The sequence below is a fragment of the Amycolatopsis sp. NPDC049252 genome, from assembly GCF_043197175.1.
Classification (GTDB): domain Bacteria; phylum Actinomycetota; class Actinomycetes; order Mycobacteriales; family Pseudonocardiaceae; genus Amycolatopsis.
This window is the reverse complement of sequence record NZ_JBICSQ010000141.1, coordinates 1-14090: the sequence shown is the minus strand read 5'-3', so window position 1 is coordinate 14090 and position 14090 is coordinate 1. Positions and strand designations below refer to the sequence as shown.

Genomic DNA, 14090 nt, shown 5'->3' with positions numbered 1-14090 from the left:
GGTGACAAGCTGCGTCTGCCGCGCGAGGCCTACTCGGCGGCGATGGACGCCTACGCGCAGGCCGGGTACGACGCGTTCGAGCGGGCGCTGGGCGCCGCCGGGATCACCGGCCGCGCCGTCCGCCCGCTCGCGACGCTGGTCACGGCCGAGCGGTACGCCGCGGGCCAGCTGGCCGCGACCGGCCCGGCGGGCCGCACCCCGGTGCTCGCCTGGTTCGACACGGCGGCGGGCCGCTACGCCGTGACACCGGAGAACGCGGGCGGCGAACCGTGGGTGATGGTGACCCCGGCCGACGACGCCTGGCTCGCCGACCGCGTCACCCGGCTGACAGAAGACGCCTGGTGATCGGTCAGGTCGCCCAGGTCGCCGGGGTGAACGAGTCGTCGTCAGGGACCTGCCGCACCGCTCGGACGGGCCGGGTTTCCGGCCGCCAGCCCTGACCGGCGCGCGGCTCCGGCTCCACGGCCCGCACGGCCCGCGTCTCCGGCCCCCACACCCGCTCGGGCTCGTCCTCGGGCAACAGCTCCCCCAGCACCTCCCGGCCCTGCCGCAGCGCGTCGGCCGCGGCCTCCGCCGCCAGCCGCTTCACCAGCCCCGCCAGCTCCCCCGGCGAGCGGTTCAGCGCCCACCGCTCGAACCGCAGCTCCACCAGCGCGCCGTGCAGATCGACCACGAGCGCGACGCCGTCCGCGGACGCCGGCGCGCGGATCAGCGCCAGCCGGCCGCCGTACCCCGGGTCCGGGGCCTCGAACGCGTCGTCGGCCAGCTCCGCGGCCGTGCGCTCGGGGTTCACTGGGCCCGCCAGCTGCCGGGTGTCGTCTCTTCCGCCGCCGGGTCGGGCGCGGCAAGCCCGAGCGCGTCGAGGTCACCGGCTTCCAGGGTGTGCCACAGCGACGCCGTGGCGCGGGCCGACGCGGCCGCGGTCAGCAGCAGGATCCGGCGCGCCAGCTCGTCCGGCTCGAGCCGGAGCGCCGACACCTCGAGCGTCAGCTCCTGCAGCGCGCCGCCGGGCGCGACCTCGACGGCGACCGTCCGGTCGGCGGCTTTTCCGGTGATCACGGGTGGACCCCTCCGTAGAACGTCGACGACGAGAGCGTGTGGGTGTTGCGGCGGACCGCGTCCCCGGAGTTGCCCTCGATCATCGTGACCTGGTCGCCCTCGACCTTCTCGACGATGCCGATGTGCGTGCTCGTCGACGTGTTCTGCGGGCCGGTGCCGAAGATCAGCACGTCACCCGGGCGCGCGTCGTGCAGCGAGTTCTTGCCGTACGCGTGCCCGTTCTCCTGGCCCCAGTGGTAGACGTCGCCGCTGAACGGCAGGACCGGGATCTTCACCCCGGCCTTGCGCCACATCGCCGTCGCGAACGACGAGCACCACGCGGCGGTCGGCCCGTACGGGTTCTTGTTGCTGCCGGGCGGGTTCTCGCGGACGCCGAGCTGCGTGCGCGCCGCGTGCACGACGTCCTTGCCCTTCGCCGACGCCTTGCTCGTGCCACTGCCGTGCGGCTTCTTCGCGTGCGCGGCCTCGGTTTTGGCGACGGTCTTGTCCATGACGCCGTCGTGGGTCAGGTCCTTCCGCAACGCCTGCAGCTTCTTCGCCGCCGCCTTGAGCTCGGCGTCGACGTGCCGCAGGGTCGACGCCGACTGCCGCGTGTAGTGCGGCGCGAGGTCGGCGGCGTGCCCGACGGCCCGCATCAGCGCGGCCTGCGTCCCGGCGGCCGTGCCGGCGTCGAGCACCTGCTTCGCCTTGGCGGTGTACTCCTCGACGAGCCGCTGCACCGCCGTGTGCCCGGCGTCCACTGTGGACGCCACGTGCGCGACGATCTTCTCTGCCGCCGCCCCCGCGGCGCCGGTCACCTTCAGCTCCTTCGTCAGCTGCGCGCTGGTGTGCTTGAAGCCGTCCGAACCGCGGCCGTCCCAGTGGCCCAGGACGGTGGTGCTTTCCTTGTGGTAGGCGGCGTGCTGGTCGTCCAGGGACGCCGCCACCCGGTTGAGGGCGTATTCGGCGCGGACGGCGTCTTCGGCCTTCCCGGCGAGCTTGTTGCGGTGCGCGATGAGGTCCTGCGCGAACGAGTGCGCGAGCGCGGTGGTGTCCATGTCAGCTCCGTCGGGCGTGTTCGTCGAGGGCGGCGGCGGTGGCCGTTTCGTGGTCGCGGTAGGACTTCGCGGCCTTCTGCGCGGCGGTGGCCAGCCCCGTGGCGTGCTTGCCGACGCCCTTGACCTGCTTCTGCAGGGCCAGCCCGAAGCCGGCGAGCGCGTCGGCGAACCCGGACTCCTGGCCGATCTTGCCGAAGCTGTCCCCCGCGATGTCCCGGACGTCGCCCAGGTGCCCGCCCGCGCCACCGAGCGCGTCGGCGACGCCGTGGGTGCGCTTGACGTAGGCGTGCAGCACCGCGTCGTCGACGCGGAGCGCGCCACTCGGCGTGCTCCCGGACGTCGCGTGGGACGGCTTGCCGTGGTGCTTCGTGACGTCCTGGGCGGCCTTGCGCGCCGCGGTCAGGTGGTCCTTGTAGGCGCCGTTCGTGTACGTCGACCAGGGCGTGAAGTCGTGGCCGTCGCCGGAGATGTCCTTCGCGACCCGGGCGTTGGTGTCCGGGTCGAACAGCGCGTCGTTCGACTTCAGGTGGTACTGGTGGCGCCGGTCCGGGCCGAGCGCGCCCAGCATGTTGATCTGCCAGAGGCCGTAGGAGTTGTCCGGCGGGGTCGCGTTGTGCGCGGTCGTGCGCCCGCCGGACTCGGCGAGCGCGACGGCGACCGCGGTGGTCAGGCCCTGGCCGCGGAACCCGGCGTCGTAGGCGTGCCGGGCGATTTGCTCGGCGCTCAGCTTGGTCATGGTTCGACCTTGACCGCCCGGGTACCCGCCGGGGTAGCCGAGCTGCACGCAGGGACACGGCGGTTGCACGCCCGGCTCAACCTTCGGGGGCATTCACCCGTACTGGTCTGCGGACGCACGACAACGAGGAGACGACGGATGCGCAGCACGCGGGCGGTGGCCCTACTGGGGTTCCTGCTGGTCACGGCGGCCTGCGGCGCGCCGAGGGAGACGACGCCCAGCCTGATCGCGGAGCCCTCGACGCTCCCGCCGGCCACCTCGGCGACGCCGGCTCCCCCGCCGGCCACCACCACACCGCCGCCGGCGCCGCCCTGCGACGTCAGGACCGGCGCGTGCGTGAGCCTGTCGCAGCACCTGGCCTGGCTGCTGCGCGACGGCCAGGTGGTGCGCGGCCCGGTCCCGGCCGGGTTCGGCCCGCCGGACCAGGCGACGCCCGCCGGGTCGTTCCACGTCGTCTGGAAGGACCGCGACCACCACAGCAGCAGCTACGGCACGAACATGCCCAACTCGGTGTTCTTCGCCGCCGGCGGCATCGCGTTCCACGCCGGGCCGCTGGACACGCCGTCCCACGGCTGCGTGCACCTGTCCGACGCCGACTCGGCGGCCTTCTTCGACGGCCTCGGCGTCGGCGACGCGGTGCAGGTCCTGGCCTGAGCCCCGGGGTACGGTGTTTCGTGCCCGACTCCCCCCACGCCGACGTCGTCCTGAAGCTGCGCGCCGCCGGCTGCGTGTTCGCCGAAGACGAGGCCGACCTGCTGCTCGCCGCCGCGACCACGGACGCCGAGCTCGACGAGCTGGTCGAGCGCCGCGTCGCGGGCCTCCCCCTGGAGCACCTGCTCGGCTGGGCGGAGTTCCACGGCCTGCGGATCACCGTGGCGCCCGGGGTGTTCGTGCCGCGGCGCCGCACGGAGTTCCTGGTCGACGTCGCCGTCTCGCTGTCCCCGCCCGGTCCGGTCGTGCTCGACCTGTGCTGCGGGTCCGGCGCCCTCGGAGCCGCGTTCGCCGCCGTTCGCCATCCGGCCGAGCTGCACGCGGCCGACGTCGAGCCGGCGGCCGTCGAGTGCGCCCGCGTGAACGTGCCCGGCGAGGTGTACCTGGGTGACCTCTACGCCGCCCTGCCGGATTCCCTGCGCGGCCGGGTCGACGTGCTGCTGGCGAACGTGCCGTACGTGCCGTCGGACGCCGTCGCGACCATGCCGCCGGAGGCGCGGCTGCACGAACCGCGGTCCGCGCTCGACGGCGGCGCGGACGGGCTCGACCTCGCGCGCCGGGTCGCCGCGGGCGCTCCGGACTGGCTCGCCCCGGGCGGCGTGCTGCTGATCGAATCGAGTGAGCGGCAGGCTCCGGTCGCCGGGGAAATCTTCGCCGCGGCGGGACTGTCACCGCGGGTGCACAATTCCGCGGAACTGGGCGCCACCGTCGTGAGCGGAACCGCCTCGAACGTGTGATTGCCTCATGCGGCAACACTTTCCGTTCACTCCTTCGTCGGAGTGACCCCGCTGATCGGGCTGCGCTAGCGTGACAGCCCTTGTCCGTGAATCGATTTCCGGATCGGCAGAAATGGGGAGTAATGCCTTTTCGAAGAAGGCTCGGTGGCGCGCTCGGAATCGTGGCCGTGCTGTTTTCGATCATTCCGGCCGCCGCGCACGCGGCGCCCGACCGGTCGGTCGGCGTCTTCCGCGCAGCCCCCGCGGCGACCGGGCCGCAGGCCCAGCAGCTTTCGGGGCTCGACCAGAACGTCCCGACGCCCGTGACGTTCGACGAATGCCACAAGGACATCAAGAACGGCTACTGGACGAAGAACCGGTTCGCCGGCTGCACCATCACGGACATGACCTACCAGCGTTACGCCTGTCCCGAGGCGGGCTGCGCGGTCATCGGCACGGCCTGGGCGCGGGTCATCTCGACCAGCAACCTCCTGCCCGCGCAACGGCGTCTCGAAGTCGCCACCCGGATGGTCGGCTGGTCGCTGACCGGCGTGGTCACCGACGCGATGAGGTTCGGCGTCTCGATGAGCTGCGGCCCGCGCTACACCACCGGCACCGCGCACTGCGACGACGCGAGCGCGCAGGTGCTCAAGAGCGTCGCGGACTGGCGGGCGCAGTCGGACGAGACCCACGTGTTCACCATGGAGGGCGCGGATCCCGCGTCCCCCGCCGATTCGCCGTCGGTGCAGGCGGAGCAGCGCACCTGGTACGTCGGCGAACGGCACCTTGTCGCCGAGGAAACCGGTGACCGGACGACGCTCGTGACCGGCGCGCACAGCGCCTACCTCCGCTGCGACGTCGCCCGCCTGCTGGACCCGGCGTACGCGGCGGGCAGCGACTGCACGTTCGGGTTCCAGCCGCTCTACGTCCTGGACAACTCCGCGACGTCCGGCTTCACGGCGTCGGCCACGCTGGTCCGGAACGCCATGACCAGCTTCTCGAGCACGTACCCCGGCCTCCGGCAGGGCCACTTCGTCCCCGGCAACCCCGGCTACCAGGGCACCGGCTCGAACCGGACGTACCCGGTCACGCGGCTGCAATACGACACGGCGGCCGAGGCGGCCCACCGCGCGACCGCCGAGCTGGCCTGCACCCAGCGCTGGGGCCCGGACTACGCGACCCGGCCGGACGGGCTGGTCAACACCTGCGCCGTCTACCCGTTCGACACCACCTACGACGGCGCGACACCGCCCACACCGGGCGTCGACCGCGGCGCGTCCTACGCGGTCCAGCCCGTGCTGAACAGCGATTACCAGGCGCTGCTGGCGAACGTCCGGCAGTTCCTCGTCGCGAACCACCTGCTCGACGGGGACGGGTACTGGGTCTACCCGTACGCGTGACAAACTCGATCTCACGTTTCGGCGTCCCGGGCGTCTACAAGGTGTGATCGTGAAACCGTTCGAGCAAGTCGTGGCCGAGCACGGGCCGATGGTCCTCCGGGTCTGCCGGGCCGTGCTCGGCCCCGCCGACGCCGAAGACGCCTGGTCGGAGACCTTCCTCTCGGCGCTGAAGGCGTACCCCGAGCTGCCCGCCGACGCGAACGTCCAGGCGTGGCTCGTCACGATCGCGCACCGCAAGGCCATCGACGTCACCCGCGCCCAGGCGCGCGGCCCGGTCCCGGTCGGCGAAGTCCCGGACCGGCCCGGCCGCGCCGAGGAATGGGACGGCGACCTGTGGAGCGCGCTGGCGAAGCTGCCGGACAAGCAGCGCGCCGCCGTCGCCTACCACTACCTGGCCGGGCTGCCCTACCGCGAGATCGCGGAGATCACCGGGGGCACCACGGACGCCGCCCGCCGGGCGGCCGCCGACGGCGTCAAGGCCCTGCGGGCCACCTACCCCGTGAGCTTGGAAGGAGCGCACTCATGACGGACATCTTCGCGTCGCTTCCGGTGACCTACGAACTCAACCCGGACCACCTGCACGAGCGGCTGGTCGCCGACGCGGAACGCAAGGGGCTGCTGGACCTCGCGTACCGCACCGTCGACTCCCCGGTCGGCCCCCTGCTCCTGGCCGCAACGAACCAGGGCCTGGTCAAGGTGGCCTTCGACCGCCAGGACCACGAGGCGGTCCTGGCCGCCCTGGCGTCGGCGATCAGCCCCCGCATCCTCCGAGCCCCGGCCCGCCTGGACCCGGTGGCCCGCCAGCTGGACGAGTACTTCACCGGAGCCCGCCGCGCGTTCGACGTCCCCCTGGACTTCCGCCTGGCCCACGGCTTCCGTCTCTCGGTACTGGAACACCTCCCGGACATCGGCTACGGCCACACGGAAAGCTACGCCCAGGTGGCGGCGGCGGCGGGAAGCCCGAAGGCAGTCCGCGCAGTAGGCACGGCGTGCGCGCTGAACCCCCTGCCGCTGGTGGTCCCCTGCCACCGAGTGGTCCGCTCGGACGGCTCGTTCGGCCAGTACGCCGGCGGTGAGGAAGCCAAGCGAACCCTGCTGACGATGGAAGCGGCCTGACTAACCGGCCGTCGAGCCGACCTCGCAAGTTGCCGGCCCTCGCGAGTTACGGCCCCAATCACGCGAATCCCCAGCCCCCGATCACGCAGATTCTGCCCCTTGATCGGAGGTTCCGGCCCGGGTCACACGAGCCACGGCCCGGAGCACGCGGATCCCGAGCCTGACCACGCGGTTTACGGCTCCAACCACGCGCATCCCTGCCCCAAGCACACGAATCGCGGCCCTCAACACGCAAACCCACCCACGCCAACCCAGCCCTAGCCACCCGAGACCCGGCCCCACCACGAGAGTTCCAGCTTCTGGGCCGGCCCGGAAGCCTCGTCATCGCCAGCGCAGATTCCGATCTCACGTTTTGCCCCGCCCACGCGTCTACCTGACATGAGCACTTTCGAGAAGCGCGTCGCCTCGGCCGACTGGGCCGCGGTGGCTACCGAGGTCGACGACTACGGCTGCGCGTTGCTGCCGCGGCTGCTCACGCCCGCGGAGTGCGCGAAGCTCGTCGCGCTCTGGGACGAGCCGGAGCGCTTCCGGGCGACGGTGAACCTGCGGCGGCACCGGTTCGGGGACCACGGCGACTACCACTACTTCGCCGAACCGTTCCCGGAACCGGTGCAGGCACTGCGGCAGGCGCTCTACCCACGCTTGCTGCCGATCGCGCGGGACTGGGCCGCCCGGCTCGGCCGGGACGCCGAGTGGCCCGACACCCTCGAGGAGTGGCTGGCGATCTGCCACGACGCCGGCCAGGCCCGGCCGACACCGATCCTGCTGCGCTACCAAGAGGGCGGCTGGAACGCCCTGCACCGGGACCTCTACGGCGACAAGGTCTTCCCGCTGCAGGTGGTGATCAACCTGAACGATCCGGGCACCGACCACACCGGCGGCGAGTTCCTCCTGGTCGAGCAACGGCCGCGCGCGCAGTCCCGCGGCACGGCCACGCTCATCCCCCGGGGCCACGGCCTGGTGTTCACCACCCGCGACCGTCCCATCCGCTCGGCGCGCGGCTGGTCGGCGTCCCCGGTGCGCCACGGCGTCTCGGCCGTCCGCTCGGGACGCCGGCACACCCTCGGTCTCGTGTTCCACGACGCGGCATGACCGACGAGGAGCTCGAAGCCGTGGTGCGCTTGGTGGGCCGGGCCCGGCACGTGGTGATCGGCACGTCGACCGACCCGGGGTCACGGGCGAGCGGCGACCGGATCGGCGAAGCATGGGGCGGACTGGTCTTGGCGACGGTGACGTGGCCGGAGACGGCGGCGTCATGGCTGCGCCAGGCCCGGCGGTTCGCGGCACCCGAACCGGACGTCTGGGTCGTCAGCGCGACCCCGGCCGGCTGGGCCGGCATGGCCCGGCGGCTGGCGGCCTCGACGTCGTGGAGTCCACATCGGACGGTGGTCACGGCCGCCCTCGAAGAATGTCCGTTGCCCGGCCTGCGTGGCGCGCGGGCGGACGGCAGTAGTTGGGAGAACTGATGAAACACGCGATCCTCGACTCGCCGATCGGCGAGCTCACCCTGGTCGGCGACGGCGACGGCAGCGTCGTCACCGGCCTGTACTTCCCGCACCACTGGACCCGGCCGGACCGCACGACGTTCGGCGAGCGTGACGACACGGCGTTCCCGGAAGCCGTCCGGCAGCTGAAGGAGTACTTCGCCGGGCAGCGCACGGAATTCGACGTCCCGACACGCGCCGAAGGCGACCAGTTCCAGCGGGACGTCTGGGCCGCGATCGGCCAGATCCCGTACGGCGAGACGGCCACCTACGGCGACCTCGCAAAAGCCGTCGGCGGGCTGCCGCACGAAGTGGGCGCGGCGGTCGGGCGCAACCCGCTGAGCATCCTGGTGGCGTGCCACCGCGTCGTCGGGAAGAACGGCAAGCTCACCGGGTACGCGGGCGGGCTGAAGCGCAAGGAGTTCCTGCTGGAGCTGGAACGCCCGCCGGCCGAGAACAGGGGGCAGCTGTGGTGATCAGACGCGGCTGAGCAGCATCGTCGTGCCGAGGCCGGTCATCGTGACGGCGATGAGGACATCGAGGACCCGCCACGCCGCCGGCCGGGCGAACACCCCGGCCAGGCGGCGGGCGCCGAACCCCAGTGCGCTGAACCAGACGGCGCTGGCGATGCCGGCACCGAGGCCGAAGAGCCAGCGCCCGTCGCCGTGGGCGACCGCGATCGAGCCGAGCAGCAGCACGGTGTCGAGGTAGACGTGCGGGTTGAGCCAGGTGAAGCCGATGCAGGCGAAGACGGCCTTGCGCAGCGGCGTGCGCTCGTCGCCGACGCTCATCACCGACGGCCGGAACGCCCGCCGCGCGGCCAGCGCGCCGTAACCGAGCAGGAACAGGCCGCCGCCCACGGCGATCACGCCGATCGCGGTCGGCCACCGGCCGAGGACGGCACCGAGTCCGCTGACCCCGAGCCCGATCAGGACCAGGTCGGACACCGCGCAGATGACGACGAGGGGCACCACGGCGCCGCCGCGCAGGCCCTGTTGCAACAGGAAGGCGTTCTGTGAGCCGATCGCGACGATGAGGGACAGGCCGGTACCGAACCCGGCCAGCAGAAGAGCGAGCACGACACCGACGTTAGGCGGCAACGACTGCATTACTCCAGCTAAAGATTCTTACGTAACATTAGCGCTCGTGATGTCGAATCTGCCGCTCGACCAGGTCAGGACCCTGCTCGCCGTCGTCGACGAGCAAAGCTTCGACGCCGCGGCGTCGAAGCTGCACGTGACGCCCTCGGCGGTGAGCCAGCGGGTGAAGGCCCTGGAGCAGCGCACCGGCCGGGTGCTGCTGCTGCGGACGAAACCGGTGCGCCTCACCGAGTCGGGCAAGGTGGTGGTGCGGTTCGCGCGGTCGCTGGCTCAGCTGGAGCAGGACGCGCTCGGCGAGCTGGGCCTCGGCGAAGAGGGCACGCGAAGGCTGTCGATCGCGGTGAACGCCGACTCCTTGACGACCTGGTTCTTGCCCGCGCTCGCCGCCGTACCCGAGGACTTGGGGATCTGCTTCGACCTCCAGCGCGAGGATCAGGACCACACGGCGGCGCTGCTGCGCGAAGGCCTGGTGATGGCCGCGGTCACGGCGGCGCCCCAGCCGGTGCAGGGGTGCACGTCCCGCCGCCTGGGCCGGATGCGCTACCGCGCGATGGCGTCTCCGGAGTTCGTCGAGCGCCGTCTCACGGGCGCCCCGCTCTCCCAGCTGCTCCCCATGGCTCCGGTGATCGTGTTCGACCGCAAGGACGACCTGCAGGACCGCTTCCTCCGCGCCCTCACCCGGCGCCGGAGCTTCACGATGGTGCGCCACCACATCCCGGCATCGGAGTCCTTCGCCGACGCGGTGGCGACCGGCCTCGGCTGGGGCATGGTCCCGGAAGCCCAAGCCGCCGAGCGCGCCTTGGTGGACCTGGCCCCGGACCGCCCGCTCGACGTCCCGCTGCACTGGCAGCAGTGGAAGCTCGATTCACCGGCCCTGGCCGCGGTGGCCGAGGCGGTCGCGAAAGGCGCGAAGTACGCCCTCCGCTGACCAGGACGTTCACGAGGCTCAGGCCGGGTAGTCGCCCACCCCGTGCTCCGCCAGGTCAAACGCCTGGTCGATGACGGCGACCTGCTCCCGGCGAACGGTCTCCGTGTCGTCGCCCGTGACTATGCGGGTCATCGCGTGGCTGAAGATCGTCGTGATCGCCGTCGTCAGCAGGCCGGCGACCATGCGGGAGCGGAAGGCGTCGCCCGTTTCCTCGGTGAAGACCTCGGCGATCGCCTCCGCGATCTCGCGCTCCTGCTCGTACCAGCGCGCCGTCAATGCCGGGCTCGAGGTCAGCACCCACCAGAAGCCCGGGCCGCCCGCGATCGCTCCCGACAGGGGGTGGCCTGCGGCCAGCAGTTCGTGCTGGTGGCGTCTCAGGGCACTGACCGCCGAAACACCGGCCGGGCGGGTCCGCACCGCGGCGACCAGGTCGGCCAGGCGGTCGGCGTGGCGGTCGAGGAACAGGTCCTCTTTGCGCGGGAAGTAGTTGAAGACGGTCATCTTGGACACGCCGGCCGCTTCGGCCACCTCGGCGACCGTCACCTCTTCGAAGCCGCGCTGGATGAACAGCCCGCTCGCGACGTCCGCGATGAGCTGCCGGGTTGCCCGCTTCTTGCGCTCGCGCAGTCCGTGATCCGCCATGAACCGAGAGTATAGACCGAATATAAAGTTTGACTCGGTAAAAGTTTGTCGGCATCATCGAAGCATGAACAGGGATGTGGTGATCTCCGGGGGCGGACCGGTGGGCCTGATGCTCGCCTGCGAACTGCGCATGGCGGGCGTCGACGTGCTCGTCGCCGAACGGCTGCCCGAACCGGACCAGACGATCAAGGCGGGGTCCATCAACCTGCCGACGGCCGAGGCGCTCTACCGCCGCGGCATGCTGCCCGCGCTCCAGGCGCTGGTGCAGGAAGACATGGCCCGGATGCGGGAGTTCCTGAAGGGCCGCGGTGCCCCGGCAGGGAAGCCGGTGCCGCCCGTGGGGCACTTCGCCGGGATCATGGTGAGCTCGGCGGGCGTCGATTTCGACGATCCGGCGTTCCGCGACGTCGGCCCGGCGGCCGGGGTGGTCATGGTCCGGCAGCAGGCGATCGAGGCCCTGCTCGCTGACCGCGCCGCCGAGCTGGGGGTCGAGGTGCGCCGCGGGGTCGAGGTGACCGGGTTCGAGGCGGACGACGACGGCGTGACCGTCCACCTCGGCGACGACGAGATACGCGCGGGTTGGCTGGTCGGCTGCGACGGCGGCCGCAGCCTGGTGCGCAAGCGGGCCGGGTTCGACTTCCCGGGTACCGATCCCGCCGTCACCGGGCGGCAGGCGCTGGTCGAGCTGACCGGCGCCGACGCGCTCCGGCCCGGCTGGAACCACACCGACCACGGCATCTACGTCCACGGGCCGGTGCCCGGCCGGATCCTGACCGTCGAGTTCGACGGGCCGCCCGAAAACCGCGACGCGCCGATCACCGCGCAGGAGCTGGAAGACAGCCTGCGGCGAGTGTCCGGAATGGACGTTCGCGTCACGAAGGTGCACACCGCGACGCGCTTCACGGACAACGCGCGCCAGGCGAGCACCTACCGCCGTGGCCGGGTCCTGCTGGCCGGTGATGCGGCGCACGTGCACTCGCCGTTCGGCGGGCAGGGCCTCAACCTCGGCATCGGCGACGCGGTCAACGTCGGCTGGAAGCTGGCCGCGACGATCCGCGGCTGGGCCCCGGACGGCCTGCTCGACAGCTACACCACCGAACGGCACCCGATCGGCGAGTGGGTGCTCGAGTGGACGCGGGCGCAGATCGCCATGATGCGCACCGACGAGCGGGCGAAGGCGCTCCGCCACGTCGTCACCGACCTGCTGAACACCGGCGACGGCGCGACCTACCTGGCCAAGAAGCTCTCCGGCGTACTGCACCGGTACCCGATCGAGGGCGAGCACGACCTGACCGGCCGCGCGGCCCCCGACTTCGCGTTCGCCGACGGCACCCGGCTCGGCGAGCACCTCCAGGACGGCAGGAGCCTGCTGCTCGACCTCGCCGACTCCGCGGCCCTGCGCGAGACGGCGAGCGGCTGGGCCGACCGGGTCGGGGTGCGCACCGCGAAAACCGAGCCCGCCCTGACCGGCGTACTGATCCGGCCGGACGGGCACATCGCCTGGGCCACCGAGGACGGCACCACCGCGGGCCTGGAAACCGCACTGCGCCGGTGGTTCGGCGAACCCGCCTGACCGGAAAGGGGCGCACGGGCGGTTCGGGAACCCGCGTGGCCGGAAGGGGGCGCGCCGGTGGTTCGGCGAACCCACCTGGCGGGGAAGGGCGCGCCGGGTCCCCGGCGCGCCCAGCCGGATCAGCAAGCGAAGCGAACCCGCACAACCAGAATGAGGCAAGCCATTGGTTCGGCAAGCCCCACCTAACCGGCAAAGAGCGCAGCGGGAACCCGCCGCACCCAACCGGAACAGCAAGCGAAGCAAACCCGCCCGACCAGAACGAGGCACGCCGGTGATGCGGCTGACCCGCCTGATCAGGAAGGGGCGCGCCGGGGACCCGGCGCGCCCAGCCCGGCGAGTAAGAGACGCAGGTGCGCCTCTCCCGCTCAGTACGTGACGGCGAAGGCGTGGCTCATCGCGGCGGGGTGCTTGGCCGTCGAGCTGGTCGAGTCCGGTAGCAGGCCCGAGGAGATCTGCGCCGCTCCGGTCGAGCCGGACAGCCAGTCGGTCTTGACGTAGAAGGTGAACTTCGGGACGCAGCCATTGCCTGTCAACGCCGTGAAGTGGGTGTTGAGTGGCACGACGAGGTGGTGGACGTCGCGGCGGACGACTGCCGTCACGGTCGCCGACGCGTCCGACTTGCAGAGCGTGCCGTCCGCCTTCCACTGGTTGACGAACAGCGTCACCTTGGCGGTCATCTCGTTCACCGGGCAGTCGTAGTCCGCCGGCTCGGGGTAGCAGGCCATGAGGTTCATGTCGCCGAACACGCTGAGCCCGGTCACCGGGGCGGTCTCGAAGATTTCGGTGGCCGGCTCGCGGGTCGTGTTGTCCGCGGAGTTCAGCGCGATGACGCGGCCCGCGGGTGTGTCGGCGTCGGCCTGTGGTGGCGTGCCGGCCGTGGTGTTGCCGACGCTGGTGTCGGCGAACTTCAGCTCCCCGCTCACCAGCCGCATGGTCGAGTTGCCCGGCCCGAGGTTGGCGCTGCGCAGGTACGTCGTGCAGGTGACGGTGCCGGCCGCGCCCGGGTGCACGAGGAAGCGCGTCGTCACGCTGATGTCCCGCAGCGACGCCGGGGCGTCGGCGGTCGTGATCAGCACGTTCTGGCCGAGAACCTCGTTCTTCGTCCAGCCGCCGGGGCCGGCGCAGCGCACCTCGTTGTCGGCCAGGGTGGTGTTCGACGCGTTGTTCACCCGCAAGGTCGAATAGACGTACGCCGTCTGGGTGGCGGTCATCGGCAGCTCCACCGACCCCAGGGCGGCGACGTACTGCGTGTCGTGCGGCGAGGTGACCGTGCGCGGGGTGAAGGTCGCCGATGTCGCCGCCTGGGCCGGCGGCGCCGCGCTCACCAGGACGGCGAGCCCGGCCACGACCGCGGCGAGAATCCTGCGTTTCATCAAAATCCCCTCGTGTGGGCGGCGACGACCCGGAATGATCATCACCCCGGGATCGATCCTGCCGCTCCCGGGTGCGCTGCGATAGCGGTCAGATCCGGACAGTGACCGGAAGCGGACACGGGGAAGGTGCGCCGATGACCGAGCTGTACCCGCCGATCGAGCCGTACGACCACGGGCTGCTCGACGTCGGCGACGGGCACCGCGTGTACTGGGAG

General features: G+C 71.9%; 18 protein-coding genes. 11 read left to right on the top strand and 7 right to left on the bottom strand.

Translation table 11 applies throughout. The features are described from left to right. Window positions 1-345, top strand: a 345-nt coding sequence (locus ACGFMK_RS47455) for an ESX secretion-associated protein EspG (protein WP_392778182.1), incomplete at its 5' end; no start/stop codon positions are given. 4 nt (window positions 346-349) lie between these two features. Here ACGFMK_RS47455 and ACGFMK_RS47450 read toward each other — a convergent pair. Genes ACGFMK_RS47450 through ACGFMK_RS47435 form a run of 4 tightly spaced genes read right to left on the bottom strand, consistent with a single transcriptional unit; the run spans window position 350 to window position 2832 of the window. Next, a complete protein-coding gene (locus ACGFMK_RS47450) occupies window positions 350-793 on the bottom strand; it encodes a hypothetical protein (RefSeq protein ID WP_392778180.1) in 444 nt (147 codons plus the stop codon). Next, window positions 790-1059 carry a YbaB/EbfC family DNA-binding protein gene (locus ACGFMK_RS47445; protein ID WP_392778177.1) on the bottom strand — a complete coding sequence of 90 codons (270 nt, stop codon included), beginning with the start codon at window positions 1057-1059 and terminating at the stop codon, window positions 790-792. The genes ACGFMK_RS47450 and ACGFMK_RS47445 overlap by 4 nt, the downstream gene beginning before the upstream one ends. Then, entirely contained in the window at window positions 1056-2096 is a 1041-nt protein-coding gene (locus tag ACGFMK_RS47440) for a CHAP domain-containing protein (protein ID WP_392778174.1), read from the bottom strand. Before ACGFMK_RS47440 ends, ACGFMK_RS47445 begins: the two co-directional genes overlap by 4 nt. Before the next feature lies 1 nt (window position 2097). Further along, a complete protein-coding gene (locus tag ACGFMK_RS47435) occupies window positions 2098-2832 on the bottom strand; it encodes a transglycosylase SLT domain-containing protein (RefSeq protein WP_392778172.1) in 735 nt (244 codons plus the stop codon). 138 nt (window positions 2833-2970) lie between these two features. Between ACGFMK_RS47435 and ACGFMK_RS47430 the strand changes: the two genes are divergently transcribed. The 8 genes from ACGFMK_RS47430 (at window position 2971) to ACGFMK_RS47395 (ending at window position 8735) form a co-directional block, all read left to right on the top strand. Then, on the top strand, window positions 2971-3486 hold the full coding sequence (locus tag ACGFMK_RS47430) for a L,D-transpeptidase (RefSeq protein WP_392778169.1): 516 nt from the start codon (window positions 2971-2973) through the stop codon (window positions 3484-3486). Between the two features lie 20 nt (window positions 3487-3506). Then, window positions 3507-4280 carry a putative protein N(5)-glutamine methyltransferase gene (locus ACGFMK_RS47425; protein ID WP_392778167.1) on the top strand — a complete coding sequence of 258 codons (774 nt, stop codon included), beginning with the start codon at window positions 3507-3509 and terminating at the stop codon, window positions 4278-4280. A gap of 161 nt (window positions 4281-4441) precedes the next feature. Continuing rightward, window positions 4442-5659 carry a transporter gene (locus tag ACGFMK_RS47420; protein ID WP_392778164.1) on the top strand — a complete coding sequence of 406 codons (1218 nt, stop codon included), beginning with the start codon at window positions 4442-4444 and terminating at the stop codon, window positions 5657-5659. A 43-nt stretch (window positions 5660-5702) separates the two neighbouring features. Further along, entirely contained in the window at window positions 5703-6185 is a 483-nt protein-coding gene (locus tag ACGFMK_RS47415) for an RNA polymerase sigma factor (RefSeq protein ID WP_392778161.1), read from the top strand. After that, window positions 6182-6775, top strand: coding sequence for a methylated-DNA--[protein]-cysteine S-methyltransferase (locus ACGFMK_RS47410; protein WP_392778158.1), 594 nt, complete (start codon window positions 6182-6184; stop codon window positions 6773-6775). Before ACGFMK_RS47415 ends, ACGFMK_RS47410 begins: the two co-directional genes overlap by 4 nt. 378 nt (window positions 6776-7153) lie before the next feature. Continuing rightward, window positions 7154-7867, top strand: coding sequence for a 2OG-Fe(II) oxygenase (locus tag ACGFMK_RS47405; RefSeq protein ID WP_392778155.1), 714 nt, complete (start codon window positions 7154-7156; stop codon window positions 7865-7867). Further along, window positions 7864-8241, top strand: a complete 378-nt coding sequence (locus tag ACGFMK_RS47400) for a hypothetical protein (protein ID WP_392778152.1) — start codon at window positions 7864-7866, stop codon at window positions 8239-8241. Before ACGFMK_RS47405 ends, ACGFMK_RS47400 begins: the two co-directional genes overlap by 4 nt. Further along, complete coding sequence (locus tag ACGFMK_RS47395) at window positions 8241-8735, top strand: methylated-DNA--[protein]-cysteine S-methyltransferase (protein ID WP_392778149.1); 495 nt, start codon at window positions 8241-8243, stop codon at window positions 8733-8735. Before ACGFMK_RS47400 ends, ACGFMK_RS47395 begins: the two co-directional genes overlap by 1 nt. Here ACGFMK_RS47395 and ACGFMK_RS47390 read toward each other — a convergent pair whose 3' ends face one another. After that, window positions 8736-9338 carry a LysE/ArgO family amino acid transporter gene (locus ACGFMK_RS47390; RefSeq protein ID WP_392778148.1) on the bottom strand — a complete coding sequence of 201 codons (603 nt, stop codon included), beginning with the start codon at window positions 9336-9338 and terminating at the stop codon, window positions 8736-8738. It lies immediately after the preceding gene. A gap of 67 nt (window positions 9339-9405) precedes the next feature. On the opposite strand from ACGFMK_RS47390, the gene ACGFMK_RS47385 reads away from it, so the two are divergent. Beyond that, complete coding sequence (locus ACGFMK_RS47385; protein WP_392778145.1) at window positions 9406-10287, top strand: LysR family transcriptional regulator ArgP; 882 nt, start codon at window positions 9406-9408, stop codon at window positions 10285-10287. A gap of 18 nt (window positions 10288-10305) precedes the next feature. On the opposite strand, the gene ACGFMK_RS47380 is transcribed toward ACGFMK_RS47385, so the two are convergent. After that, entirely contained in the window at window positions 10306-10929 is a 624-nt protein-coding gene (locus tag ACGFMK_RS47380; protein ID WP_392778142.1) for a TetR/AcrR family transcriptional regulator, read from the bottom strand. 64 nt (window positions 10930-10993) lie between these two features. On the opposite strand from ACGFMK_RS47380, the gene ACGFMK_RS47375 reads away from it, so the two are divergent. Further along, window positions 10994-12502, top strand: coding sequence for an FAD-dependent monooxygenase (locus ACGFMK_RS47375; RefSeq protein WP_392778139.1), 1509 nt, complete (start codon window positions 10994-10996; stop codon window positions 12500-12502). Window positions 12503-12867: 365 nt separating this feature from the next. On the opposite strand, the gene ACGFMK_RS47370 is transcribed toward ACGFMK_RS47375, so the two are convergent. Then, window positions 12868-13875 (bottom strand): hypothetical protein, encoded by a 1008-nt coding sequence (locus tag ACGFMK_RS47370; protein WP_392778136.1) that lies wholly within the window; start codon window positions 13873-13875, stop codon window positions 12868-12870. Between the last annotated feature and the right edge of the window lie 215 nt (window positions 13876-14090).